The sequence below is a fragment of the Streptacidiphilus sp. MAP5-3 genome, from assembly GCF_041262505.1.
Lineage (GTDB): Bacteria > Actinomycetota > Actinomycetes > Streptomycetales > Streptomycetaceae > Streptacidiphilus.
Genome location: NZ_JBGCCL010000001.1, coordinates 459,891 through 484,139, shown reverse-complemented (window position 1 = coordinate 484,139; position 24,249 = coordinate 459,891). Strand labels below are relative to the sequence as shown.

The following is a 24,249-nucleotide window of genomic DNA, read 5'->3' as shown; positions in this document are numbered from 1 at the left end:
GCCCCTCCATCCTCCCCCACCGGCCCGCGCCGCGCGGAACCCGCCCCCACCGACAGTGATCCACAGGCCATGGGCCACCATGGATGCGTGGCAACCGAGACAGTGACTGTGCGCAAGCGGCCGGGGATGGCCGCCAAATCCGTCCGCGACATGGTGTTGTCGCTGGCCGCGGTGCTGGCGGCGGGCATAGTGATCTATCTGTTCATCCCGCACAGCGGCGGCAACGGGGTGCACCCGGTGCAGTACGAGGACTCGGTGCCCTCTGCCCGCCGTGCGGCTCCGTACCCGCTGCTCGCCCCGGCCCCGGGCAGCCTGCCGTCCGGCTGGAACGCGACCTCGGTGAACTACGACGGTACGAACGCGGACACCTGGACGCTGGGCTTCATCGACCCGTCCACCCAGTACGTGGCCCTGGAGCAGAGCAACGCGCCGCTCAACACCGTGGTGCAGAACGCCACCGTCGACGCCGTCAAGCAGTCGGCCACAACCATGGTGAACGGCGTCGCGTGGACCCACTACCAGGGCAGCCGCTACCAGGCGCTGGTCCTGCCGGGCGCCAGGGGCACCACCGTCGTCTTCGGCACCGAGACCTTCGCCAAGCTCGGCGACTTCGCCGCCAGGCTCAGCGACCACTGAGCTGCGGAAGACGCAGAAGGCCCCGACCGGGCGGTGCTCGGTCGGGGCCTTCTGGTTCCGGGGAACCGGTGTGCGGTCCTGATCAGACGGATCAGACGGTGGTGACGACTCAGACGGTGGTGACGACCTCGTCGTAGGAGAGGCGCGGGCTGCGCGGGAACCAGGCGTTCTCGCCCGGCTTGCCGATGTTGACCACGGCCAGCACGGAATGCTCACCGTCGGTGAAGAACTCCTTGTTGATCGCCTCGGCGTCGAAGCCCGTCATCGGACCGGCGGCCAGACCGGCGGCGCGGACGCCGATGATGAAGTAGCCGACCTGGAGCGAGGCGTTGAAGGAGCCGGCCGCCTCACGCACCGGGCGCTCGGCGAAGACGGTGTCCTTCGCCTGCGGGAAGTGCGGGAACTGGGTCGGCATCTCCTCGTGGAACTCGTGGTCGGTGGCCAGGATGGCGACCAGCGGGGCGCCGGCGGTCTTCTCCTTGTTGCCGTCCATCATGTGCGACACCAGGCGCTCGCGAGCCTCGGCTGAGCGGACCAGGACGACACGCAGCGGCTGCATGTTCATCGAGGTCGGGCCGTACTTGACCAGGTCGTAGATGGCCTGGACCTGCTCGTCGGTGACCGGCTCGTCGGAGAACGTGTTCGCCGTGCGGCCCTCACGGAAGAGCAGGTCCTGGGCGGCGGAGTCGAGGACGAGAGCGTCGGCAGTCATGAGTCACACCTCTGGGAGATCTGGAAGGAAGGCGGCTCGGGGCGCGCCGTCTTCGAGATCCAACATAGATGATGCTTCAACTATTTCCAAAGCAGAGGTTGAAGATGTGACGTCCGTTACTCCTCCTCGGATGCTCCTGCGCCGTTACTCCTCCTCGTCCTCTGCCTGGTCGCCGTCCGCTTCGTCCGTCGCCTCGGCGTCCTCCTCCGCGGCGAGGGCGGCGTCGAGGCGGGCCCGGGCGCCGTTCAGCCAGCGCTCGCAGACCTTGGCCAGCTGCTCGCCGCGCTCCCAGAGCGCCAGCGACTCCTCCAGGGTGCCGCCGCCCGTCTCCAACCTGCGCACCACGTCGAGCAGTTCGTCCCTGGCCTGCTCGTAGCCCATCGCGTTGTCCGCGGAGAGGTCCTGCTTCGCCTGCTTGGTCGCCATGCGACCAGCTTAGGAAATCCAACCGACAGCGCGTGCGGAACCGGCCTGCCGGCAGCCCGCCGGCAGGCCGCCGGATCAGCCCTGCTCGTCCGCGACCGTCACGGTGAACTCGCCCTCGGCGACGCGGGCCCGCAGCGTGTCGCCTGCGGTGACGTCGCCCGGGGCGCGGACCACCGCGCCGTCCGCCGTCCGTTGCAGGACCGCGTACCCGCGCTCCAGCGTCGCCGCGGGGGAGAGCGCCACCACCCGGGCCAGGGTGTGGTGCAGCTCGGTCTCCGCGCGGTCGAGCCGGTGGCCCAGCGTGCGGCGGGCACGGTCGACCAGCGCGCCGACCTCGTGTGCGCGCTCGTCGACCAGCCGGTGCGGCGCGGCCAGCACGGGTCGGCTGCGGACGTTCGCCAGCCCGGCGAACTCGTGCCGCAGCCGGGACTCGATCGTCAGCCGCGCCCGGTCCCGCAGGGCGTGGACGCGCGCCAACTCCTCGCGCACGTCGGGGACGACGCGCTTGGCCGCGTCCGTCGGGGTCGAGGCGCGCAGGTCGGCGACGAAGTCGAGCAGGGGCTGGTCCGGCTCGTGGCCGATGGCGCTGACGACGGGCGTGCGCGCCTCGGCCACCGCCCGGATCAGGGCCTCGTCCGAGAAGGGGAGCAGGTCCTCCACGCTGCCGCCGCCACGGGCGACGATGATCACGTCCACCTCGGGATGCTCGTCGAGGTCCTTGATCGCGGCGACCACCTCCGGCACCGCCCGCACGCCCTGTACCGGCACGTTGCGCACCTCGAACCGCACCGCCGGCCAGCGGCGGCGCGCGTTCTGCAGCACGTCCCGCTCGGCCGCGCTGGCCCGGCCCGTGACCAGGCCGACGCAGTGCGGCAGGAACGGCAGCGGACGCTTGCGCTCGGCGGCGAAGAGGCCTTCGGCGGCGAGGCTCCGCTTGAGCAGCTCCAGCCGGGCCAGCAGGTCGCCGAGGCCGACCAGCCGGATCTCCGTCGCCCGCAGCGACAACGTGCCACGCGGCGCGTACCACTCGGGTTTGGCCTGGACGACGACGCGCGAACCCTCCTGGACGAGGTCGGCGACCGCGTCGAAGACCGAGCGATAGCAGGTGACCGAGAGCGAGACGTCCGCCGACGGGTCACGGAGCGTCAGAAAGACGACACCGGCACCCGGTCGACGGCTCAGCTGGGTGATCTGGCCCTCGACCCACACCGCGCCGAGGCGGCTGACCCAGCCGCCGATCAGCTGGGAGACGCGACTGACCGGGATCGGGGCGTCGGGCGAGGTCTCGAGAGGCATGGACCGAGCCTACGGGCAGCCGCCGACAGTCCACCCTCACCGCCGCCGCATTGCTCAACGCTGTCGCGATGCTGAACGCCCTCGCGCCCGCGCCCGCTCCGTGAACAGCACGCCGAGGCCGACCGCCAGCCAGACCGCGCCGACGATCTGGGCCGTGTGCGTCGCGGCGACCAGCACCCACACGATCACCGCCGCGCCGAGCAGCGGCAGCACCAGGTGCACGACCCACCTCCGGCTGTCGTTGCGCAGCACGTACCAGGCGATCACCGACGCGTGCAGCAGGAAGAACGCCGTCAGCGCGCCGACGTTCACCACCGAGGTGAGCTGGTCCAGCCCGTCCGAGCGGGACGCCGACCAGACCGCCGCGATCAGTGTGATCGTCGCGGTGACCAGCAGCGCGGCGCGCGGTACGCCGCTGCGCGGGTCGACCTTGCCCAGCGGGCGCGGCAGGCGGCCGTCCCTGGCCATCGCGAAGACCAGCCGTCCGGCCGCCGCCTGCCCGGCCAGCGCCGCGAACGCCGCGCCGATCGCCTTGCTGACCGCGACCAGCAGATGCAGCCAGTGCCCGATCGCCGACTCGACGGTGTCGTAGAAGGCGCTGCCCTGGGCGCCCGGGTTGGCCGCCAGGTACTGCGGCGAGTCCGGTTCCAGCAGCGCGGCGAGGTAGGACTGCGCGATGAAGAGGACGCCAGCGAGCGCGAGGCAGAACAGCACCGCCTTGCCCACCTTGGCCGAGGGCCCCGCGTGCTCCTCGGCGAACGAGGCGATGGCGTCGAACCCGAGGAAGGAGAGCACCGCGACCGAGACGGCCGACATCACCGCGCCGAGCGAGAAGCCGCCGACCCCGGTGAACGGCGAGCCGAGCGGCCGGTGCGGGCTGCCGGTGACCAGTGCCTCGGTCGCGGCGGCGACAAAGACCACCAGCACCACCAGCTCGAAGAGCAGTACGACCGTCCCCACCTGCGCGGCCATCCGCACGCCGGAGAGGTTGAGCGCGGTGGTCACCACCACGGCGATCGCCGTCCAGATCCACTGGTCGACGGAGGGGACGAGCGAGTGCAGCGCGATCCCGGAGAAGACGTAGGCGACGGCGGGGATCAACAGGTAGTCCAGCATCGCCATCCACCCGGCGGCGAACCCCGCCCCGCTGCCGAGCCCGGCCCGGGCGTAGGCGTAGACCGAGCCCGCCTGCGGCACGACGCGCAGCATCCACGCGTACGAGAGCGCGGTGAACGCCATCGCCACGGTCGCCACGAGGTAGACGGTGGCCACCGCGCCGTGGCTCTTGGCGTCCAGCACGCCGAAGATCCCGACGGGGGCCATCGGCGCCATGAAGAGCATCCCGAAGACCACGAGCTCGCGGAAGCCGAGCGTGCGGCGGAGCCGGGTGTCGTCGGCGTTCGGGTACGGCTGTTCCGGCTCGACGGCGGGCCTGACGGAGTCCATGGTCCGATCATCGGTGCGGAGAGCGCGTCCGCGCAGGGGACGCGCCAGAGCTGGTGCCGCTGGGTGCCGCTGAAGCAGTGCGACCACCGGTCTCGGCATCCGCCCTCCACGCCGTGTCGCGCAGCGCCCTGCCGGTAGGCTGGTGCACATGTCTGCAACTGCTGCACGCCGTGTCCTGCTCGCCTCTCCGCGCGGCTACTGCGCGGGCGTCGACCGTGCCGTCATCGCCGTCGAGAAGGCCCTTGAGCAGTACGGGGCGCCGATCTACGTCCGCAAGCAGATCGTCCACAACACGTACGTGGTGCAGACCCTGGAGAAGAAGGGCGCGATCTTCGTCGACGAGACGGAGGAGGTGCCCGAGGGCAACATCGTCGTCTTCTCCGCGCACGGAGTCGCCCCGTCCGTCCACGACGAGGCCAAGGCCGGCAGGTTGGCGACCATCGACGCCACCTGCCCGCTGGTGACCAAGGTCCACAAGGAGGCCGTGCGGTTCGCCGAGGAGGACTACGACATCCTCCTGATCGGCCACGAGGGCCACGAGGAGGTCGTCGGCACCATGGGTGAGGCGCCCGAGCGCACCCACCTGGTCGACGGTGCCGAGGACGCGGCCAAGGTCAAGGTCAAGGACGAGTCCAAGGTCGTCTGGCTGTCGCAGACCACCCTCTCCGTCGACGAGACGATGCAGACCGTCGACGCCCTCAAGCAGCGCTTCCCGCTGCTGACCAGCCCGCCGAGCGACGACATCTGCTACGCCACGCAGAACCGTCAGGTGATCATCAAGCAGATCGCGGCCGAGTCCGACCTGGTCATCGTCGTCGGCTCGAAGAACTCCTCCAACTCGGTGCGCCTGGTCGAGGTCTCGCTGGAGGCCGGTGCCAAGGACGCCCACCTGGTCGACTTCGCCGACGAGATCGACGAGGCGTGGCTCGCGGGCGTGTCCACCGTCGGTGTCACCAGCGGCGCGTCCGTGCCGGAGATCCTGGTCACCGGCGTGCTGGAGTGGCTGGCCGAGCGCGGGTTCGGCGACGTCGAGACGGTCCACTCGGTCGAGGAGCACCTGCAGTTCTCGCTCCCCAAGGAGCTGCGCCGCGACCTGCGCGCGGAGGCGGGCAGTCTGCCCGAGTAACGGGCGGGCGGGGAGCGCCCGTCGTAGCGTGGGTCGCGTGAATGTCTTCGGAGTGGACATCGGTGGTTCCGGCATCAAGGGCGCTCCCGCGGATCTCGACCGCGGCGCGTTGGTGAGCGAGCGGCACAAGGTGCTGACGCCGCAGCCTTCCGAACCGGCGGCGGTGGTCGAGTCGGTGCGCGAGGTGGTGCAGCACTTCGAGTGGAAGGGCCCGGTCGGGCTCACCTTCCCGGGTGTCGTCGTCGACGGAAGGACCCTCACCGCGGCCAACGTCGACAAGGGTTGGATCGACGCGGACGCGGCCTCCCTCTTTCGCGACGGGCTCGGCGGCCTGCCGGTCGCCGTCCTCAACGACGCCGACGCGGCGGGCCTGGCGGAGGTCCGCTACGGCGCCGGACGCGGGCGCGACGGCGTGGTGCTGATGCTGACGCTGGGTACCGGGATCGGCAGCGCGCTCTTCGTCGACGGCGCACTGGTGCCGAACACCGAGCTCGGCCACCTGGAGCTCAACGGCAAGGACGCGGAGAAGCACACAAGTTCGGCGGCCCGCGAGAGGCACGACTGGACCTGGGCGCAGTGGGCCGAGCGGCTGGACGAGTACTTCGCGATGGTGGAGATGCTCTTCCATCCGAAGCTGATCATCATCGGCGGCGGAGTGAGCCGGAAGGCGGACAAGTTCCTGCCGCTGCTCAAGCCGCTGCGCGCCGAGGTGGTGCCGGCGCAGTTGCAGAACGACGCGGGGATCATCGGCGCGGCGATGCAGGCGGCGCAGCACTCCGCCTGACTCGCCCGTGAGGTGCGGGGGAGCGCCTACTGCGCTCCCTTGCGCCGGGCGCGGGTCAGCGAGAAGTGCCGGGCCACGGCGATCACGACGCTGAGCGCCGTCCCGGCGAAGAGCCACCCCGCGTCGAGGGCCAGCGACTCGGCCAGGCCGATCACATGGCCGCTCCAGCCGTCACCGGCGGCCCTGCCGAAGAAGAACAGCGCGATCGCGAAGCAGATCGGTCCGCTGATCGGCGCCGCCGCCAGGTCGGTGGAACGCACGCGCACCGACGCGTGGAAGCAGACCGCCACGTAGGCCAACCCGAGCAGCCACCCGGAGCTGCCGAAGAGAAGCGAGTCCAGGGCCCCGGCGGTCAGTGTCACGGCGAGGACCAGCACGCCGCAGCCCACCGCCGTCAACCGCTGCGGGCTTCGCCCACCGCCGCTCGGCGCCGGGAAGCGCGGCTGGCGCGAGCGTGAGGCAGCTTCGGGCGAGCGCGCGGGCTTGGGCACGGCCACGTTCCGCTCCGGCTGGGTGCTGCTGCGTCGGTACTCCACGTCACCAACGTAAGGTCGGATTAATGCCACATAAGTGCACGGACACGCCGGTAATTCCGTGGGGTCACCCGATTGAGCCGTTCGGGGGTGTTCCCGGCGAACCGTAGACTGGGGGGCTGTACGCTCACCCCTCTGGACCCGGGACTCCGCCACATGTCGCTCTCGATCGGAATCGTCGGCCTGCCGAATGTCGGTAAGTCGACCCTGTTCAACGCCCTGACCAAGAACGACGTCCTGGCGGCGAACTACCCGTTCGCCACCATCGAGCCCAATGTCGGCGTCGTCGGCGTCCCCGACCCGCGCCTGAACAAGCTGACCGAGATCTTCGAGTCCCAGCGCACCCTCCCGGCGACCGTCGACTTCGTCGACATCGCGGGCATCGTGCGCGGTGCGAGCGAGGGCGAGGGGCTGGGCAACAAGTTCCTGGCCAACATCCGTGAGGCCGACGCGATCTGCCAGGTCATCCGCGCCTTCAGCGACCCGGACGTGGTCCACGTCGACGGCAAGGTGTCGCCCGCGAGCGACATCGAGACCATCAACACCGAGCTGATCCTGGCCGACCTGCAGACCATCGAGAAGGTCCTGCCGCGCCTGCAGAAGGAGGCGCGCCTGAAGAAGGACACCGCCACGGTGCTGGCCGCCGTCGAGGAGGCGCAGAAGGTCCTGGAGTCCGGCCAGACCGTCTTCGCCGCCCGCCTCGACCCGGCCCCGCTGCGCGAGCTGCACCTGCTGACGGCCAAGCCGTTCCTCTACGTCTTCAACGTGGATGAGGCGGAGCTGGCGGACGAGGACTTCAAGGACGCCCAGCGCGCGCTGGTCGCCCCGGCGGAGGCCATCTTCCTCAACGCCAAGATCGAGTTCGAGCTGATCGAGCTGGAGGACGACGAGGCCCTCGAACTGCTCCAATCCATGGGCCAGAACGAGCCCGGCCTGGCCACCCTCGCCCGCGTCGGCTTCGAGACCCTCGGCCTCCAGACCTACCTCACGGCCGGCCCCAAGGAGGCCCGCGCCTGGACGATCAAGAAGGGCGCCACCGCCCCGGAGGCGGCCGGCGTGATCCACACCGACTTCCAGCGCGGCTTCATCAAGGCCGAGGTCGTCTCCTTCGAGGACCTCGTCGAGTACGGCTCCATCGCCGACGCCCGCGCCAAGGGCCGCGCCCGCATGGAGGGCAAGGACTACGTCATGCAGGACGGCGACGTGGTGGAGTTCCGCTTCAACGTCTGAACTGTTCGAACGAGGACCCCTCTGGCTTGTGTTTGCACAGGTCGGAGGGGTTTTTGGTGTTCGGAAGTGGTGGAATTCTGCTGGAATGTTCGACGGGACTTTCGGATGCTTGCCGTGGCTGATGCGTGAGACGGTACTCGGCGAAGCCCGTCCTTGCTGAGACATGGGGTCAGGGCAGGCGGTGATCGCCTCGTCGCAGGCCGCGCTCGGCCTTCTTCAGTTGGCTCAGGGCCAGTTCCAAGGCAGCGGAGTTGCCTGTCGCGCGGCAGAACTCGGCGGCCCGCCGGTTGGCGGGGACAGCCTTCGCGTAGTGCCCGGCGTCCACCAGGGCGCCGGCCCACAGGACCAGGCCCCAGGCCTCCTTCACCGGATCCCCGCTTTCCGCGTAGGACTCATGGAGGCGCCGAAACAGGGGGAGGGTGTATTCGGCTCGTCCTGCTTGCACGATGTCGACGCCGATCTGGAACAGGACCTGCTGTTCGAGATCGGGTCTGCGCATCCCGCGGTACACGTCGGCGCAGCTCAAGGCGACCGCGGAGGCCTGCTCGTCCCGGCCCGTCGTGGCCAGCGCCTTGCCGAGGTCGAGCAGCGCCGCGCCCCGTCGGCCGTAGTCGCCGGCTTCGGCGAATGCGGGGGCGGCCCGGGTGAGGGGGGTGATGGCCTCTTCCGGCCGGTTCAGGGCCAGTTGAGCGCGGGCGAGGTCGAGCAGCGCGGACGCCTCCGCGGCGGGGAATCCGAGGCGCCCCAGGATGTCGGCGGCTCGCCGCAGGGCGGGGACGGCCGCGTCGTGGCGTGCTGCCGTGAACAGGGCTTGGCCGAAGCCGTACTGGCTGATGGCCTCCTCTCGCTCGTCCCCCGCCGCCTGGCAGCAGGCCACTGACTCCTGCCAGGCGGCGAAGGACTCGTCGGCCTGCCCCAGCGACTGCATGCAATCGGCCAGGAGGCGCAGGGCCTTGCCCCGGCCCACGTGGTCCCCGGCCTGGCGGAAGGCATCCGCAGCCTGCGAGAAGCAGGAGGCCGCCTCCTCGTGGTGCTGCTCGTGCTCCAGGCCGATGCCCGCGTTGCTCCAGGCCCGGCCCTCCCTCGGGAGGTCCCCGAGGTGCCGGTGGAGTCCGGCTTCGCGCACATGGACGGCGGTGGACTCCGCGTGTCGGCCCATCGTGCGCAGGTCGGCGCCGAGGTGGGTGGACGTTGCGGCTTCGCCGCCGGCATCACCCGCGTCGCGGTACGCCGCTACGGCCTGTCGGCGGGCGGCGATGGCCTCGCCGGTACGTTCCAGCTGCGAGAGTTCGGTGCCGAGGCCCGACCATGCGGACGCCTCTCCGCCCCGGTCGCCGGCTTCGCGGTAGACACCGATGGCCTGCTGCCAGACCAGGACGGCCTGCTCGGGTCGCTTGAGGTACGAGAGTGTCACGCCGACGCCGAGGAGCGCCGCACCCTCGGCCTCACGATCGCCGGTCTCCCGGCGGACCTCGCTCTCCCGCTCGTACGCCTTGTTGGCCTGCTCGTAGCGGCGCAGTGCGAGGTGGCTGCCGCCCAGTCTGTGCAGCATGAGGCATTCGCGTGAGCGGTTGCCCACGGCGCGGTAGAGGGCGGCGGTCTGCTCACAGACCGGGATGGCCTCCTCGTAGCGTTCGGCGCTCATCAGGGCCTCGCTGCGGTTGGACAGCGCGTCGGCTTCGTGAGCCTGATCGCCCTCCTCGCGGAAGAGGGCCGCGGCCCTCCCGCATGCGGCGGCGGCGTCCGCGAACAGGCCCAAGTGGGCGCAGACGCCGCCCAGGTTGACCAGGGCCGCGGCTTCGCCCCTGCGGAAGCCGGCCCCCCGCAGGAGGGCGACGGCCCGTCGGCAGACAGCGATGGCCTCCTCGTCCCGCTGCAGACGCGCGAGAACGCCGCCCAGCTGGCCGAGTACCTCGCCTTCCTCAGGGCGGTCGCCCGTCTCGCGCAGGAGAGCCGCGGCCCGCTCGTAGGCGGTGGCCGACTCCTCGTGCTGCTCGAGGTTGTACAGGGCGAAACCCAGCCTGCTCAGGGAGTCCGCCTCACGGGCGTGACTCTCCCTGTCCCGGTAGATGTCGGCGGCCTGCCGCAAGGGAGCCAGGGACTCCTCGAACCGCCCCAGTTTCAAGAAGGCATGGCCGAGGTTGTGCCACGGAGGGCCCGATGAGGCGCCATGAGAGGGGCCGTTCTCCTCCAGGAGGGCGAGGGCTCGTCGGCTGATGGTGACGACTTCCTCGTGCCGGTCTGCCGCAGTCAGCGCGTAGCTCTGGTTGACCAGGGCCGCGGCTTCGAGGGTCCGGTCGCCCATTTCCCGGTAGGAGGCAGCCGCCCGCCCGGAGGCGTCGGCCGCCTCGTCGGCTCGGTCGAGGCGGGACAGGGTGCGGCTGAGATTGGTCAGTGCCATGGCCTCCAGGTGGTGCTCGCCGGTCTCTTGGAAGAGGGTGGCGGCACGTTCGCCCACCGTGGCCGCCTCCGTGAGCCGGCCTGCCCCCTCCAAGGTGTTGGCAAGGTTGTTGAGCAGGTTCGCGGCGCTGCTCCGGTCGCCTGCCTCGAGCCGGACGGCTGCGGCTCGCCGGAAAGCAGTGACGGCTTCCTTGAACTTCCCGAGTGCGACCAGGGATTCGGCGGCCTGGGACAGTTCCGTGACCAGCCCGGGGAGGAGGTCGGTGCCGGGGCCCGCGTCAGCCAGGCGGCGGTGCAGATCGGCGACCCGCTCCGTCGCCGCCAGGATCTCCTCGGGCGGTGCCGGCGGGGCGAAGGCCCTGCGGGTCAGGGCCACCGCGCTCTCGGGAAGCTCGAGGGAGGGATGAGCGACCATCAACTGTCGGTACAGCTCGGCGGCTTGCCGGTACGTGGTCCGGGCTTGCTCCTGGCGGTCCAGATCGGCGAGTCGGTCGCCGAGCAGGTGCAACGACCGGGCGAGGTCGAAGTGATGGGCGCCGAAGTCCGTCTCGGCCAGCTGCCGTTGTATGGCCACGGCCTCCTCAGCACACCCCAGCGCCTCCTGAGTGCGCCCCACCTGTGCGAGGCTCAGGGTGAGGTTGTGCAGGGCGAGCGCCAGGCCGGGCTGGTGGGCTGCTGGATTCGCGGCGGCCAGGTCGCGGTAGAGGCCGACGGCCTCCCGGGTGACCGTCAAGGCCTCCTCAGTGCGGTCCGCCGCCGACAGTGCGCCCCCAAGGTTGCCCAGCGCGATGGCCAGGCCGGGGGTTTCGGCTCCGGGGTTCGTTGCGGCCAGTTCACGGGCGAGGCCGACGGCCTCCCGGTTGGCGGCCAGCGCCTCCTCGCCATGGTTCATCTCCAGCAGCCTCGCGCCGAGGTTGCCCAGTTGGGCCGCGAGCCCGCCGCGTCGGCTGACCGGGATGCCGGCGGCCAGGTCGCGGTAGAGGGAGAGGGCCTCCTGGGTGGTGGCCGCCGCTTCCTCGGTGCGGCCGTGCCCGGAGAGCCGGTGGCTGAGGTCGGTCAGGGACCTCAGCAGGGTGGGAAGGTGGTTGGCTGGGTCGCTGGCGACCAGTCGGCGGCAGATCGTCACGGACTCCTCGGAGAGGAACAGTGCCTCCTCCGTGCGACCCACAGCGGACAGCGTCCCGGCGAGGTCGTCCAGCGCGACCGCCAACTGGCGTAGGAGGTCGAGGTGTTCGGGGTCCTCCGGACGGTCGGGGGCAGCCTTGACGAGCTGTCGGCGCAGCCGGACGGCCTCCTCGCCCGGCGCGATCGCGTCCTGGTGTCGGCCCGCGTTGCCGCGGCGCCACGACAGCGTCGCGTACAGCCCCGCCCGGTCGCCGGGGTCGGTCGTCAGGGACAGGCGGTGGGCGATCAGAACCTCCATAACCGCGAGGGCGCCGATGTCCAGGTCGACGTCGCTGCCCTCGGGCAGCCGGGCCTCGACCGCCTCCAGTACGGCCAGCAGGTCCGGGTCGAGACCGCCGTCTCCGTCGTCGCCAGCGTCGTCCGGGTCGGCGAGGGCAGCCAGCGCGGTCAGGGCGGAACTGCCGGCGGCGATCGCGAGACCGGGATCGCAGCGCAGCAGCGGGTACAGGACGTCCTTGCCGAGATGCGCCCACCGGCTGGCGGCCGAGGCCAGGAAGGTCACGGTACGGGGAGCGATGACCGCCCGGAGATCCTCTTCGGCGGACGTCCCGGAGGGCTGCGCGATCAGCAGTGCGGGGGCGTCGTTCGCCCAGGGGTCGGGTTCGTACGAGCTGATGTCGTGCCCGGGAGTGAGCAGACCGAGGAAGTCCTCCGCGAGCCGGTCGGGATACAGGGGCTCCAGGACCGTGGCACGGTCGGCGGGCGGATAGCAGAAGCGGTGATCGTCCAGCAGGTGGTCGTGCGGCTCCGGCAGCTCCAGTCTGCGCAGGGCCCGCCTTCCGGTCCGGTGGCCCACCGCCCCGGTGAGGACGGCGGTGAACACGGTCTTGGCCATGACGGACTGCCCGGTGCGGTAATCCTGCCCGTGCCGCCCGGCGTCGACGAGCCGCTGCCACGCCAGGCGTTCGCGGTCCAGCAGATATGCCGACAGCTGGTGCGGCTCGTAGCGGGACGGCGTCGTGCCGTGCTTGCGGGCGTCGACCGCGACCAGCGCGGCCATCTGCAGGTTCAGGGGCAGGCCGAAGTCGCTCTCGCCGAGGGAGGCGGGCGGCCGGATGCTCGCGGCATCGGTCACGCCGTACAGGTCGCTCGCGGCGTAGCGGTCGCGGGCGGAGGTGAACATCCGCAGCCGGTCTCCAGCCAGCGAGGGCAGGAGCAGGTCGTCGGCAGCGGCGCGGCGCTCGCCGAGTTCCGCGCGCAGGGCGGCGAACCAGCGGACGGTGCGGCCGATCAGTAGTACCCGCGTGGGCCGCGACTGGGTCAGGACGGTGGTGGACAGCAGGCGGGTCAACTCGCTGTGCGCCCACCGGTCGGCGTAGTCGACGACGAGGAGCACTCCGGCGGTGTCGCCCGGCGCGGCGGCGCCGTTGCCCTGCGGGAAGGGCCCCGGGGAGGCGCCCTGGAAACCCGCGTGCAGGACCTGCCACGGCCGCGCGGCAGGCGCGTCCGAACCGGCCCGGCCACGGGAGCGCTCGGCGAACTCCAGGGCGAGCCGGGTCTTGCCCTGTCCACCGGGAGCGTGCAGCAGCAGGACCGACAGCGCCGGTGCGTCGGCGTCCCGCCATTGCCGCAGCTGTTCCAGTTCGGCCTCCCGGCCCACGAACGGCACGATCTGGCTGCGGGCGTCCAGCAGTCGGCTGGGCTGCCTCATCAGCCAGGCTGGGTCGGGGGCGGCCGGCACGGGAAGATCCTCGACGGCGGGCAAGCGCGAGCCGTACACGTTGATCGTCGCACTCTGGCTCTGGACGCCCCAGCCCTTGGGCCCCACGTTCTGAACGAACGTCTGCGGATCCGGTGTCCGAGGGCTCCCGGGAACCCCGGTCACTGCTGATCACCCACGGTTCCCGGGTGCTGCGTGATGGTCACCGTGGCGTTCTCCGACTGAATGCCCGTACCGCCGGTGATGTTCTGCACGAACCGGGCGGCCGGCTGCGGCTGCACCGCGTCGCCCGGCGGGGGCACCTCCGGGGCCGGCCGTCCGGCACCGGCCCCCGCCACCCAGATCCATGCCTCTCCCCGGTACTCCTTCTCCGTGACGGACACCCGCCGAAACTCCGCCTCCCGGAAGGTGGTGTGTGCGGCTTTCACCACGTCGTGGAAGACGACTGCCGACACGCCTACGGCAAGAGCGGCCTCCGGGGACTCGGCGAGGGCCGCACGCAGGGCCGCGCTGTCGAGGATCCGGCCGATCTCCACGGGGGCCGGGCCGACGAAACCGTTGGCGCCCGGCGCCGCGGGGCCGAAGTGGACGGCTGCCCGCAGTCTGAGCCGTGCCTGGGGGATCCGGTTCTGGTTGAACACCCGCAGACCGGCGTCCAGTTCACGCATGAAGGGGTCGATCAGAGCCGGCTCGTATGCTGATTCGGGCAGGACGGCGAACACCGAGTCGCCGCCCTCCTGGGTGAGCCACCCCGCGCGGTCGAGGCGGGCGGTGTCAGCGGCCAGATCGAGCAACCGCCGGATCTCGTCCTGGAACTGATGCTGTGTCACCACATCGTGGCCGCCGTAGCCCTGTGCATCGACCGCCAGCAGCAGCCGGCGCCCGAACTCCGCCGGGCCGCCCCGTACTTCCTCATGGTTCGCAGTCATGACACCTCTCGGCCCGCGTACTTCAAGGCGCAGATCCCCTTGTCGTCCTGATCTGCCATGACCGGCAGAGTTGTTCCGCGTCAGATCGGCGCCCGCTTCCCCTTCCGCAGGCACCGACACTGCTGTCGTACACCCGCGGCCCCGAAGTAAACCCGGTGGAAGTACGGAATGCCGTCGATCCTGACGCATGCGTGATGCCGAGAACCCTCAGAAGTGACTGGTTCGAGTCGGGAGGTCGGTGCCTAATTGCCCTACCGGACGGAACGCGCCGTCACCGAACGAAGGAGGTCTCCATGGGCTCCGCGCGACACGATGCCCGGAGGGAAACCGAACGGGGAAGCGCTGACCGCCCCGCGCAGTACATGTTCACCGCGCTGCACGCCACGCACCAGCACGCGGACACGAAGGCCGGTATTCTGGCAGCAGCGCAGGCGGCGCTAGCCGGTACGGCGGGGGCATGGAGTCAGCGGGCCGCGGTCGCCTGGGAACGGGGCGGCGCCGCCGGGGTGTTCGCCGGTGTACTCCTCGCCCTGTTCGTCTGCGGGCTGGTCGGCGGCGTGGTGAGCCTGGCGGCTGCCTTGAGCCCGCGGTTGCTGCGGGATCCCGACCTCAACCGCTACAGCTTCGTCCAGCTCGCGGCGGGGCTCGACGTGCTGCCTGCCGACGGGGTGCAGCCGGACGAGTCCGCGGACCGGCGGGAGCTGTCGCACACTGTACGGTTTCTCGCGCGCGTGGCCGTACGCAAGCACCGCTGGCTGAGGGTGGCGGTGGTGTGCACGGCGGTCATGGGCGCGACCGGGGGACTGGGAGTGGTGCTCTTGCGGGTGATGGTCTGACGACACCGGCACCGGGCGGACGCGGCGTCAACCGCGTGCGGAACGCCTGGGTGTTGTCCGTCGGCTTGCTGCCTCACGGCTCGTCTCGTCGTGAGGTACCGAATTCGGTACCGGGAGTGTACTGTTTTAGGTACAAGGCGTGGGAGCGATTGGCGCGAGAGGGGCGACACTCATGACGATCACTGGAACCGAGGCGCGGCGGGACTTCTTTCCGTTGCTCAAGAAGGTCAACGACGATCACGCGCCGGTGCGGATCGCTTCCAAGCAGGGGAACGCCGTCCTCATGGCGGAGTCGGACTATGAGGCGTGGATAGAGACCATGTATCTGCTCAGCAATGCGCGCACCGCGGCTGAGCTGATGGAGTCCGTTGCCGAGCTGGATGCCGGGCGCGGGACGATGCGCGACCTGATCGACCCGGAGGCGACGGAGTGAAGGTCATGTTCTCCACCCGCGCGTGGGAGCAGTATGCGCAGTGGGCCATGACCGACCGGCGCACGCTCAAGCGCGTGAACCTCCTGATCGCGGACATCCAGCGGAACCCGGACGATGGCAACGGCCTCGGAAAGCCCGAGCTGCTGAAGGGCGCACTGAAGGGCTGGTGCTCGCGGCGCATCACGGAGGAACACCGGCTCGTGTATCGGGTGAACGGCGACGTACTGGAGATCGCCCGGGTCTACGGCCACTACGCCGACCGTTGAGGCGTGACGCTGGCGCAGGAAATCGGCGTCGGCTTGGGGAACGGGTGTGCAGCACGTCTGTGTCCCGACCAGCCTCGCGAACGCGCCGACGGTGCTGGCTCCGTGCTGGATACAGCGGCCTCTTTTGGTTCCGTCGGGGCTTTGGTCGTCCTGAAATGGGGAGTCGCACGGCTGCGACACTCGGCGCTCGTCCGGTTCGGTGTGGCGCGGGCACGGCTCCGACTTTGATGATCCGTCAGCTCCGCTGCCGCAGGGCGGTCAGAGTGCGGCGGAGTTCGCGGTAGCCGCGGGGGGTGTGGGCGGAGACGCCGTCGCGGTTGCGTACCAGCTCGACGCGGTAGGGGACTTGCCCGGTGAGCCGCAGCAGTGCTGCGAACGGCGTCAGCAGGAGTCGGATCAGCCACTCGGTCAGCCAGAGGGGGAGCAGTGCGACGAGAACCAGCATTCCGGGCAGGGCGAGGATCATCGAGATCGGATCGTCCGTCGGCCCGCCGGGCATCAGGTCGAAGGCCCACTCGGGCTTGATGCGTCGTTGTCCGGCCAGGCGGTGACGGCGTATCCGCCACCGGACTCCGTTCTTGTCGGTCCATCGCATGGTGCCCCCCGTGTTCTCGATCGTGGATGTCTGGTCGGCGCTGTTCGGAGGACTTCGGCACAGCGGTCGGCCGCTCCGGCCAGCCCGGCAACTCGTTCAAGGCTGTCAGAGCTCCGGTAAGCAGAACAACGCGATCTGTGTGCAGAGCACGGAGGTTGTGTGAAGTCTCGGCGCATGCGAAAAGGTGCAGATCGTCGAACAGCCGGACTTGGCGCGCCGCGCCGCAGGGCTGCCGCCCCGGTGGCGATCCACGGGTGCGGAGGGCCTGCCTCACCTTCCGGTCCGGGGAGGACCCCTGAGGGGTCGGCCGCCTATAGTGCGGCGGGCAGGTGCAAGGCGAGGGGAAACGGGGACGGGCGTGAGCGGGGACTGGGGCGGGCAGGGCGGTTGGGGTGGCCAGCAGGGCGGGTGGGACCCGGGGAGGCCGGCGACGTCGCCTCGTCCCGCGCCGCAGCCGGACTGGGCCACGCTGGCCGATGAGCACGACCGAGCGGTGCGGCGGAAGTCGATGCTGCGCATCGTGGCCGGCGCGGTGGGCGTGCTCGTCGTCGTGGGAGGGGTCGCTGCCGGGCTGGTCCTGCGGGGGCCGGGAAACAGCAAGGCCGTTGCCGACCCGCAGCCGTCCGTGACGAGCGGTTCGCCTTCGGCCACCGCTTCACCGACCGCGTCGACTGCTCCGGTCTCGCCGTCGCCGTCCGTGCCCAGCAGCATCTCGCCGACGGCCGGTCTCCTCCTCGGCCCGGCGGCCACGGTGGGCGTTCAGGCCGGACACACCGGCCCGGCAATGGCGTTGGCCGGTAAGGACACCAGCTACGCCCAAGCGGTGACGGCGACGGTCGACACGGCCGCAGGCTTCACCGTCGCGTCGGTCGTCCGCGGTGACGGGCCCGCGAAGTCCGAGGCGGCCGTCTCGCAGGGCAACGGGGCGTTCTACTCCTTCTTCCTGGGCCGCGAGAACTCCACGGGCGCCGCCCACAACTGCTGGGTCTTCAAGGTGCAGACCGCGGCGGCTGCCGGGAAGACGGTCATGGCTCTCTCCAAGAGCCAGGTGGCGACCGGCCGTTGGACCACCTTGGCCGGCGTCTTCGACGCCAAGGCGCACACCATCGCCCTCTACGTCGACGGCGTCCAGGCGGCCACGGCACGCGTGCCGGGCATGATCGCCTCACGCACCCCGGTGGAGCTAGGCCGCGCCCGCTACTCGAACCAGTGGGCCGACGACTGGCAGGGCGCGCTGGCCGACATCCAGGTCTGGCCGCGGACGCTCTCCCCGGCCGAGGTCGCCGCGCAGGCGCAGGCCGACACGGCCGGTACCCCGGCCCCGGTCCCCGCGACGGCAGGATGGCTCACCGCCGCGTAGCCCTCCGGCGCCACGGTGGTCGGCGGGTCCCGGACCTGTGGCCCGGACCTGCGAGCCGCCGGCTTGTGGCCCGGACTTGCGAGCCGTCGGCTTGCGGCCCGGACTTGCGGGCCGCCGACCGATCGCTACGCTGCCGCCATGCGGATCTCCGTCTCCTCGGACATGGACGAAGGCATCGCCCGGCAGTTGGTGAGCGAGCTGCGCCGGCGCGGGCACGTGGTGACGCCTCACGGCGCGCTGCAGCCGGACGAGAAGGACGACTGGGCGTACTGCACCGAGGTCGCCGCGCTCGACGTCGTCGAGGGGCGCGCGGACCAGGCCGTCGTCTGCTGCTGGACCGGCACCGGCGCGTCCATCGCGGCCAACAAGGTGCCCGGCGTCCGGGCCGCGCTCTGCACGGACGCCTACACCGCGGGCGGCGCGCGGCGCTGGAACGACGCCAACGTGCTGGCGCTGAGCCTCCGGCTGACCTCGCCCGCCGTGCTGGCGGAGATTCTCGACGCATGGTTCGACGGGACGCCGAGCGAGGAGCCGGACGACCAGGAGAACATCCGCCACCTCGGCCAGATCGGGCAGGACCACGCGGACGAGTGGGTGCTGATGCGGCAGGACGACAACGGCAACCGCTACGTCGTCGCCCGCCATGCCGACCGCGCGCAGGCCGAGGCCGACGCGGCGGTGTTCGAGGCGCGCGGGCACAAGCAGCTGTACTGGGTCGAACGCGACGGGCAGGCGCGCGCGGAGGAGCAGGCGTAGCCCACGTCCCGAGACGGCGACGTCGAGGGGTGCCCAGTGCGCCGACTCCTGGGCTACAGTCGTGATCTGATGCCTGATCAGCAGCGTTGCGTGCGACGGCCGTCGGGGAGAAGTCCGCGCAGGGGGGACCGTGATGCGTCGTGGACCTGGCCTCGGCACTGGACGGCGCCCGGCACGGTGACGAACAGGCGTTCCGCGTCCTCTACCGCGCCGTGCACCCACCGCTGCTGCGCTACCTGCGGGTGCTGGTCGGAGAGGACGCCGAGGACGTCGCGTCCGAGACGTGGCTGCAGATCGTGCGGGACCTGCCGCGCTTCCGGGGCGACGGGGAGCGGTTACAGGCCTGGTGCCTGACCGTCGCCCGGCACCGCGCGCTGGACCACCTCCGCACCTGCCGCCGCAGGCCGCTGACAGTGGCGGGGCCCGAGGCGTTGATCCAGTGGCCCGGTCCGGACGACACCGCCGGATCCGCACTGGACGCGCTGGCCACGACGAGCGCACTGGAGCTGATCGCGTGCCTCCCGGCCGACCAGGCGGAGGCCGTCTACCTGCGGGTGGTCCTCGGCCTCGACGCCCGGCACGCGGCGCGGGTCCTGGGCAAGCGGCCGGGCGCGGTGCGGACCGCGGCGCACCGGGGGCTGCGTCGCCTCGCCACGCTGCTCGATCCGGCGCCGGGCGGCGCTCAGGCCGGGCCCGCAGCACGTGCCCTTTCGGCTGTGCAGGTGGTGCGATCGGTGCCGAGTGACGTTTTTCGGGCCGGTGGCGCTGAAAGAGAGTGACATGGACGACGACAGCATGCTGGCCCGACTGCTCGCCGCAGCAGCCGCACCAGCACACCAGGACGAGCTCGACGGCGAGGATGCGGCCCTCGCAGCCTTCCTCGCTGCTTCCCGGCAGCAGTCGGCGGCACGGAACCCGGCCGGTCCGTGGCGGTCTTCGTCCGAGCGCGAGCACGGGCATGGGCAGGGCTATGGGCATGGGCGCGAGCGAGGGGCGTGGCGATGGTCGCGCGTGATCCCGGCCTCGGCGGCGGTCGCCGTGATCGCGGCGGGCGTGGGTCTGCTCGGCACGCAACTCGTGGGCGCTGCACGGACGTCGCGGCACCCGGGCGTCTCGGTGACGGCCCCGACGTCGCTGCCGGCGGGCCGGTCACAACCACCCCAGCGGCCCACCACCGCCCCGTCGGGACCACGGTCGACCCGGTCGACCCGATCGACGCGGTCGCCCGGGTCCGCAGCAGGGTCGACGCCGTCGGCCTCATCGCAGCAGCGGTCCGGTGCGTCGAGCGCGGCGGGAAGGAACGCGTCTCACGGACCGGGCGCGAACTCCGGGAAGCACACGGGTGTCCATGGGGCGCACGGGGGAGGCGGCCGGAAAAGCGGTCGGAAGAGCGGCGGGAACGGCAACCAGAGGCAGCAGGGGCAAGGTCAGGGTCAGGGTCAGCAGGGCTGAGCGTTCCGGCCCGGCCTATCGGAAGGGCGGTGCGAGATGAGGATCTCTGAGCGGTCGAGGCGGGCGCGGGCCGAGTCGCGGTCTCCGTTCGCCGCACTGGTTCCCGTCCTGGATCCGGTGGGCCGGCCACAGAAGCCGACCGCGCCGGACCTGGCGTCCGCAGCGCCGCCGCTGGTCGGCGTCCTGATGCTCATACCGGCCGACCAGCTCCCGGCGGAACTGCTGGACCGGTTGCGGTCAGGGGAGTTGATCGGTCTGACGGACCGGTCGGGCCTTCCCGCCGAGCTCGTGCGCTCCGCGCTCTTGCCTTCGCTGAGCCCCACCTCGCCCGCGACCTCGCCGACGACCAGGACCAGGACCACGACCACGACCTCCGCTAGGGATTCGGCACGGCCGTCGCTGCGGATCCGGCTCGACCCCGACCACCGCTCCGTCGTGCTCGACGGCCGGAGCCAGCCGCTGACCTTCCTCGAATTCGAGCTGCTGGCCCATCTGATGGCCTATCCCCACCAGGTCCAGAGCCGCGAGTTGCTGATCGAGACGGTGTGGGACTTCGAGCCGATCGGCTCCGGCCGCGCGGTCGACGTGCTGGTCGCCCGGCTGCGGCGGAAACTCGGCCCCACCCACCGCGGCGTGATCGAGACGGTCCGCCGCTCGGGCTACCGCTTCGTCCCGTCCGAGGCAGGGAGCTGACCAGAGCGGCGCACTAGACTCCGCTGTCGTGACCCTTTCCGACCGGCCCGCGCGCGGCCCGCAGACCCCGGACGCCGCCGTGCCGCGGGTCGTCGTCGGCGCCGCGCTGCTGGACGGGCGCGGGCGGGTGCTGGCCGCGCGGCGGTCCGCGCCGGAGGCGCTGGCGGGCCGGTGGGAGTTCCCCGGCGGGAAGGTCGAGCCGGGTGAGACGGTTCCCGCCGCGCTGGAGCGGGAGCTGCGCGAGGAACTGGGCGTCGAGGCGCGGGCGCTCTCCCGGCTGCCCGGCGCCTGGGAGGTCCGGCCGGGGCTGGAACTGCACATCTGGTCCGCCCGGCTGGTCGGCGGCGAGCCGGAGCCGCTGCAGGACCACGACGAACTGCGCTGGGTGACGGCGGACGAGCTCGACACGGTCGACTGGCTCCGACAGGACCGCTTCGCCCTGCCACACGTCCGAAGCCTGCTCGGGAGCGGACCCGCGATCAGCCACGAGGGAGCGCCCTGAGAGAGTGCTCTGGGCGGGTGCTCCGAAGAAGTTCTCCGAGAGAGTTCTCCGAAAGAGTCAGAGACAGACCGAACGCCCAGGTCACGCCCCCTCTGCAGAGCCCCGAACGAACCCCGACCGAGCCCAGCGCGAAGCCCATCACCCCATGATCGTTTTTCTTCCCCAAGTTGACCCGTACGGCGGGGTACGGCGAGGTTTGGCTGGGTATGTCAGTATCCGGCCGCCTTCCCGAGTAGGCGGCCGGGACGGGGAGACGTGAGGCAAGCTGACGCGCGTGCGCGCCTGCGCCGCAGGCCGGCGACGGGCGGCGGGGGCCGGCCGGTCGCGGGCGGGGCAGGCTCGCGCGGCCAGGGGCCCGCACCGTTCCCGGACCCGCTCGCGGTCGGCCGGGAGGCCGACGCGGCGCAGCAGCGCGCCCGCCGCGGCAGCCTGCTGGACGTGGTGCGGGTCGCCATCGCGCTGCTGGACGAGCAGGGCCGGGTGATGCTCTGGAGCCAGGCAGCCGAGGAGCTGGTCGGCTGGCCCAGCGACGCCCTGGTCGGTCGCGGCCTGGACATTCTCTTCGACGACGACGCGGAGCTGACCAAACAGGTCCACGAGGCGATCGCGGGCGTCCTGCGGGACGGGGAGTCCTGGGTCGGGACGGTCGTGCTGCGGCACCACGACGGGCACGGCGTCCGGCTGGAGTGCCGGCTCTCACTGCTGGAGAACGGCGACGGAGTCCCCTACCTGCTCTGCCGTCTCGCCGACGCCGCCGCGCTGGGCGACGTCGAGCAGGGACTCGCGGTCCAGGACGCGCTCTTCGAGCAGTCCCCGCTCGGGCTGGCGATCTTCGACCGGGAGCTGCGCTACGTCCGGGTCAACGAGACGCTGGCCCGGATGAACGGCCTCCCCGTGGCGGACCATCTCGGCCGGACCACAGGGGAGACGCTGCCACAACTGGCCGCCGACGAGGTGATGGCCATCCAGCGTCAGGTGCTGGCGACGGGGGAGCCGGTGATCGACCTGACCGTCACCAGCGCCGACCCGTCGGAGCCCGGCTACCGCTCGGCGTCCTACTCGCGGCTGCAGGACCGGGCCGGGAACGTCCTCGGGCTGACCGGCATGGTCATGGACGTCACGGACCGGTACCGCGCCGTGGCCAGGGTCGAACGCGCCCGGCAGCGGCTGGCGCTGCTCAACGAGGTCGGCTCGCGGATCGGCGACCTGCTCGACGGCGAGCTGATCGCCCAGGAGCTGGCCGAGGCCCTGGTGCCGCGACTGGCCGACCACGCCGGTGTGGCGCTGCTGGAGGCGGTCGTCGACGGCGCGGACCTGCCCCGCCACCGGCAGACCCGGCTTGCCCGGCTGGTCATGTCGGGCACCGCGGCGATCGACCCCGGCCCGGACGCCGAGACCATGCAGACACCCGGCGGCCAGATCACCATGACCGAGGGCTCGCTCTTCGCCCGCGTCATGCAGAGCGGCCTGCCGGAGCAGTTGGACGCCTCGGCGCAGCTGGACGACACGGCCGCGCAGGGCGATCCACGCGTCCGCGCCGCGTACCGGCTCGGCGTGCACTCGTTGCTGGTGGTGCCGCTCCGGGCCCGCGGCATCGTGCTCGGACTGCTGGTCCTGGACCGGGCAGGGCGGCGCGAGGGCTTCGACCAGGACGACGTCGCCTTCGCGTCGGAGCTGGCCGACCGCGCGGGTGCGTCGCTGGACAACGCCCGGCTCTACGCCCGTGAGCGCGCTGCCGCGCTGATGCTGCAGCGCAGCCTGCTGCCGCAGTCGCTGGCCCAGCCGCCGGGCATGGAGGTCGGCTACCGCTATGTCCCGGGCAGCAGTGGCACGGAGGTTGGCGGCGACTGGTTCGACGTCATCCCGCTGCCGCAGGGGCGGACCGCGCTGGTGGTCGGCGACGTGATGGGCCACGGGCTGCGCGCCGCCGCGACCATGGGACGGCTGCGCACGGCCGTGCGCACGCTGGCCGGACTCGACCTGCCACCGGACCGGCTGCTCCAGCACGTTCACGACCTGGCCGACGACCTTGCCCAGGGGCCGGAGGAGGCGCTCATCGCCACCTGCGTCTACGCCGTCTACGATCCGGCGACCCGCGCCCTGCACCTGGCCAAGGCCGGTCACACCGAGCCGCTGCTGATCACCCCGGCGGAAGCCGCGGCCCCGGCCGAAACCGCTGCCCCACGCGGGGACGCGGCCCGGAGCGGGGACGCGCGGAAGACCGATGACGCGCGGAAGACCGACGGCGGGCGCATGGCGCTGACGGGCGGGACGGCGCACGTGCTGGCGTTGCCGTCCGGCGCTCCGCTCGGCGTGGGCGGGGTGCCGTTCGAACTGACCGAACTGACCGTGCCGGAGGGGTCGCTGCTCGCGCTCTACACCGACGGCCTGGTCGAGTCGCGCACGGAGGACATCGACGTGGGCACGCGCCGACTGAGCGCCGTCCTTGAGCTTCCGCACGCCTCCGTCGAGGACGCGTGCGAAGCGGTGGTACGGACGCTCGACCAGGGACAGGAGCCGGACGACGTGGCACTGCTGCTGGCGCGCCTGGGCGGCGTACCCGGACCGGCCGCCGAGCGGCAGGTCGAGTGGACGCTGTGCGCCGAACCGTCCGCACCCGCGCTGGCCCGCCGCCGGGTCCGCGCCACGCTGCGCGAGTGGGGCCTCGAACCGCTGCTGGACACGGCGGAACTGCTGGTCAGTGAGCTGGTGACGAATGCCGTCCGATACGCGAGCGCCCCGATCGGGCTGCGGTTGCTGCTGGGCACGACACTGGTCGTCGAGGTCGCGGACCCGCTGCCGGACCCGCCGCGCGAGCGTGAGGCGGCCGGTACCGACGAGGGCGGTCGCGGCCTCCAGCTGGTCCACCGGCTGGCGTACCGGTGGGGCACGCGCGCCGAGGGCGGCGGCAAGGTCGTCTGGTTCGAGCAGACGCTGCCGGACGGTCCGGGCCGCTGACGACTGCTGTCACCCCCGAACGTGGCACCCGATAC

Annotated in this window: 20 protein-coding genes and 1 pseudogene; 13 read left to right on the top strand and 8 right to left on the bottom strand. The window is 71.6% G+C overall.

Features of this window, described 5'->3' with window-relative positions:
• The first annotated feature begins 87 nt into the window (after positions 1 to 87).
• Positions 88 to 636, top strand: coding sequence for a DUF4245 domain-containing protein (locus tag ABH928_RS02135; protein WP_370061265.1), 549 nt, complete (start codon positions 88 to 90; stop codon positions 634 to 636).
• A 109-nt stretch (positions 637 to 745) separates the two neighbouring features.
• Here the strand turns inward: ABH928_RS02135 and ABH928_RS02130 are convergent, their stop codons facing one another.
• The 4 genes from ABH928_RS02130 to ABH928_RS02115 all read right to left on the bottom strand — a co-directional run bounded on the left by ABH928_RS02130 (position 746) and on the right by ABH928_RS02115 (position 4,516).
• A complete protein-coding gene (locus ABH928_RS02130; protein ID WP_370061263.1) occupies positions 746 to 1,348 on the bottom strand; it encodes a malonic semialdehyde reductase in 603 nt (200 codons plus the stop codon).
• A gap of 144 nt (positions 1,349 to 1,492) precedes the next feature.
• Positions 1,493 to 1,774 (bottom strand): exodeoxyribonuclease VII small subunit, encoded by a 282-nt coding sequence (locus ABH928_RS02125; protein ID WP_370061261.1) that lies wholly within the window; start codon positions 1,772 to 1,774, stop codon positions 1,493 to 1,495.
• A gap of 75 nt (positions 1,775 to 1,849) precedes the next feature.
• A complete protein-coding gene (gene xseA / locus ABH928_RS02120) occupies positions 1,850 to 3,070 on the bottom strand; it encodes an exodeoxyribonuclease VII large subunit (protein ID WP_370061258.1) in 1,221 nt (406 codons plus the stop codon).
• A gap of 54 nt (positions 3,071 to 3,124) precedes the next feature.
• A complete protein-coding gene (locus ABH928_RS02115) occupies positions 3,125 to 4,516 on the bottom strand; it encodes an APC family permease (RefSeq protein WP_370061255.1) in 1,392 nt (463 codons plus the stop codon).
• 148 nt (positions 4,517 to 4,664) lie between these two features.
• On the opposite strand from ABH928_RS02115, the gene ABH928_RS02110 reads away from it, so the two are divergent.
• Together ABH928_RS02110 and ppgK are read left to right on the top strand one after the other, a co-directional pair.
• A complete protein-coding gene (locus ABH928_RS02110) occupies positions 4,665 to 5,642 on the top strand; it encodes a 4-hydroxy-3-methylbut-2-enyl diphosphate reductase (RefSeq protein WP_370061253.1) in 978 nt (325 codons plus the stop codon).
• Between the two features lie 37 nt (positions 5,643 to 5,679).
• Positions 5,680 to 6,426 (top strand): polyphosphate--glucose phosphotransferase, encoded by a 747-nt coding sequence (ppgK, locus tag ABH928_RS02105; protein WP_370061251.1) that lies wholly within the window; start codon positions 5,680 to 5,682, stop codon positions 6,424 to 6,426.
• A 26-nt stretch (positions 6,427 to 6,452) separates the two neighbouring features.
• On the opposite strand, the gene ABH928_RS02100 is transcribed toward ppgK, so the two are convergent.
• Entirely contained in the window at positions 6,453 to 6,962 is a 510-nt protein-coding gene (locus tag ABH928_RS02100; protein ID WP_370061249.1) for a DUF6542 domain-containing protein, read from the bottom strand.
• A gap of 153 nt (positions 6,963 to 7,115) precedes the next feature.
• Between ABH928_RS02100 and ychF the strand changes: the two genes are divergently transcribed.
• Positions 7,116 to 8,189 carry a redox-regulated ATPase YchF gene (gene ychF, locus ABH928_RS02095; protein WP_370061246.1) on the top strand — a complete coding sequence of 358 codons (1,074 nt, stop codon included), beginning with the start codon at positions 7,116 to 7,118 and terminating at the stop codon, positions 8,187 to 8,189.
• Positions 8,190 to 8,358: 169 nt separating this feature from the next.
• Here ychF and ABH928_RS02090 read toward each other — a convergent pair whose 3' ends face one another.
• Both ABH928_RS02090 and ABH928_RS02085 read right to left on the bottom strand, forming a co-directional pair.
• Positions 8,359 to 13,455, bottom strand: a complete 5,097-nt coding sequence (locus ABH928_RS02090; protein WP_370061244.1) for a tetratricopeptide repeat protein — start codon at positions 13,453 to 13,455, stop codon at positions 8,359 to 8,361.
• 140 nt (positions 13,456 to 13,595) lie between these two features.
• Positions 13,596 to 14,363: a hypothetical protein gene (locus tag ABH928_RS02085; protein WP_370061242.1), complete on the bottom strand. Its 768-nt coding sequence runs from the start codon at positions 14,361 to 14,363 to the stop codon at positions 13,596 to 13,598.
• A 293-nt stretch (positions 14,364 to 14,656) separates the two neighbouring features.
• Between ABH928_RS02085 and ABH928_RS02080 the strand changes: the two genes are divergently transcribed.
• The 3 genes from ABH928_RS02080 (at position 14,657) to ABH928_RS02070 (ending at position 15,898) form a co-directional block, all read left to right on the top strand.
• Positions 14,657 to 15,199, top strand: coding sequence for a Pycsar system effector family protein (locus ABH928_RS02080; RefSeq protein ID WP_370061240.1), 543 nt, complete (start codon positions 14,657 to 14,659; stop codon positions 15,197 to 15,199).
• A 172-nt stretch (positions 15,200 to 15,371) separates the two neighbouring features.
• Positions 15,372 to 15,632: a type II toxin-antitoxin system Phd/YefM family antitoxin gene (locus tag ABH928_RS02075; protein WP_370061237.1), complete on the top strand. Its 261-nt coding sequence runs from the start codon at positions 15,372 to 15,374 to the stop codon at positions 15,630 to 15,632.
• Positions 15,629 to 15,898, top strand: a complete 270-nt coding sequence (locus tag ABH928_RS02070; protein WP_370061235.1) for a Txe/YoeB family addiction module toxin — start codon at positions 15,629 to 15,631, stop codon at positions 15,896 to 15,898. Before ABH928_RS02075 ends, ABH928_RS02070 begins: the two co-directional genes overlap by 4 nt.
• Positions 15,899 to 16,133: 235 nt before the next feature.
• Here ABH928_RS02070 and ABH928_RS02065 read toward each other — a convergent pair whose 3' ends face one another.
• Positions 16,134 to 16,493, bottom strand: a complete 360-nt coding sequence (locus ABH928_RS02065; protein WP_370061232.1) for a hypothetical protein — start codon at positions 16,491 to 16,493, stop codon at positions 16,134 to 16,136.
• A gap of 358 nt (positions 16,494 to 16,851) precedes the next feature.
• Between ABH928_RS02065 and ABH928_RS02060 the strand changes: the two genes are divergently transcribed.
• The 6 genes and pseudogenes from ABH928_RS02060 (at position 16,852) to ABH928_RS02035 (ending at position 24,214) form a co-directional block, all read left to right on the top strand.
• Positions 16,852 to 17,853: a LamG domain-containing protein gene (locus ABH928_RS02060; RefSeq protein ID WP_370061230.1), complete on the top strand. Its 1,002-nt coding sequence runs from the start codon at positions 16,852 to 16,854 to the stop codon at positions 17,851 to 17,853.
• Positions 17,854 to 17,991: 138 nt separating this feature from the next.
• A pseudogene (locus tag ABH928_RS02055) lies at positions 17,992 to 18,423 on the top strand (RpiB/LacA/LacB family sugar-phosphate isomerase); the annotation flags it as partial.
• Between the two features lie 326 nt (positions 18,424 to 18,749).
• Positions 18,750 to 19,388 carry an RNA polymerase sigma factor gene (locus ABH928_RS02050; RefSeq protein WP_370061227.1) on the top strand — a complete coding sequence of 213 codons (639 nt, stop codon included), beginning with the start codon at positions 18,750 to 18,752 and terminating at the stop codon, positions 19,386 to 19,388.
• A gap of 790 nt (positions 19,389 to 20,178) precedes the next feature.
• Complete coding sequence (locus ABH928_RS02045) at positions 20,179 to 20,754, top strand: winged helix-turn-helix domain-containing protein (RefSeq protein WP_370061225.1); 576 nt, start codon at positions 20,179 to 20,181, stop codon at positions 20,752 to 20,754.
• Between the two features lie 28 nt (positions 20,755 to 20,782).
• Entirely contained in the window at positions 20,783 to 21,256 is a 474-nt protein-coding gene (locus ABH928_RS02040) for a (deoxy)nucleoside triphosphate pyrophosphohydrolase (protein WP_370061223.1), read from the top strand.
• A gap of 255 nt (positions 21,257 to 21,511) precedes the next feature.
• Complete coding sequence (locus tag ABH928_RS02035) at positions 21,512 to 24,214, top strand: SpoIIE family protein phosphatase (protein ID WP_370061221.1); 2,703 nt, start codon at positions 21,512 to 21,514, stop codon at positions 24,212 to 24,214.
• Positions 24,215 to 24,249: the final 35 nt, after the last annotated feature.

Excerpts from the sequence above, each read along its gene's own strand:
- ABH928_RS02130 (WP_370061263.1), bottom strand. The coding sequence starts at position 1,348 with ATGACTGCCGACGCTCTCGTCCTCGACTCCGCCGCCCAGGACCTGCTC.
- ABH928_RS02125 (WP_370061261.1), bottom strand. The coding sequence starts at position 1,774 with ATGGCGACCAAGCAGGCGAAGCAGGACCTCTCCGCGGACAACGCGATG.
- xseA (WP_370061258.1), bottom strand. The coding sequence starts at position 3,070 with ATGCCTCTCGAGACCTCGCCCGACGCCCCGATCCCGGTCAGTCGCGTC.
- ABH928_RS02115 (WP_370061255.1), bottom strand. The coding sequence starts at position 4,516 with ATGGACTCCGTCAGGCCCGCCGTCGAGCCGGAACAGCCGTACCCGAAC.
- ABH928_RS02110 (WP_370061253.1), top strand. The coding sequence starts at position 4,665 with ATGTCTGCAACTGCTGCACGCCGTGTCCTGCTCGCCTCTCCGCGCGGC.
- ychF (WP_370061246.1), top strand. The coding sequence starts at position 7,116 with ATGTCGCTCTCGATCGGAATCGTCGGCCTGCCGAATGTCGGTAAGTCG.
- ABH928_RS02085 (WP_370061242.1), bottom strand. The coding sequence starts at position 14,363 with ATGACTGCGAACCATGAGGAAGTACGGGGCGGCCCGGCGGAGTTCGGG.
- ABH928_RS02080 (WP_370061240.1), top strand. The coding sequence starts at position 14,657 with ATGGGCTCCGCGCGACACGATGCCCGGAGGGAAACCGAACGGGGAAGC.
- ABH928_RS02075 (WP_370061237.1), top strand. The coding sequence starts at position 15,372 with ATGACGATCACTGGAACCGAGGCGCGGCGGGACTTCTTTCCGTTGCTC.
- ABH928_RS02065 (WP_370061232.1), bottom strand. The coding sequence starts at position 16,493 with ATGCGATGGACCGACAAGAACGGAGTCCGGTGGCGGATACGCCGTCAC.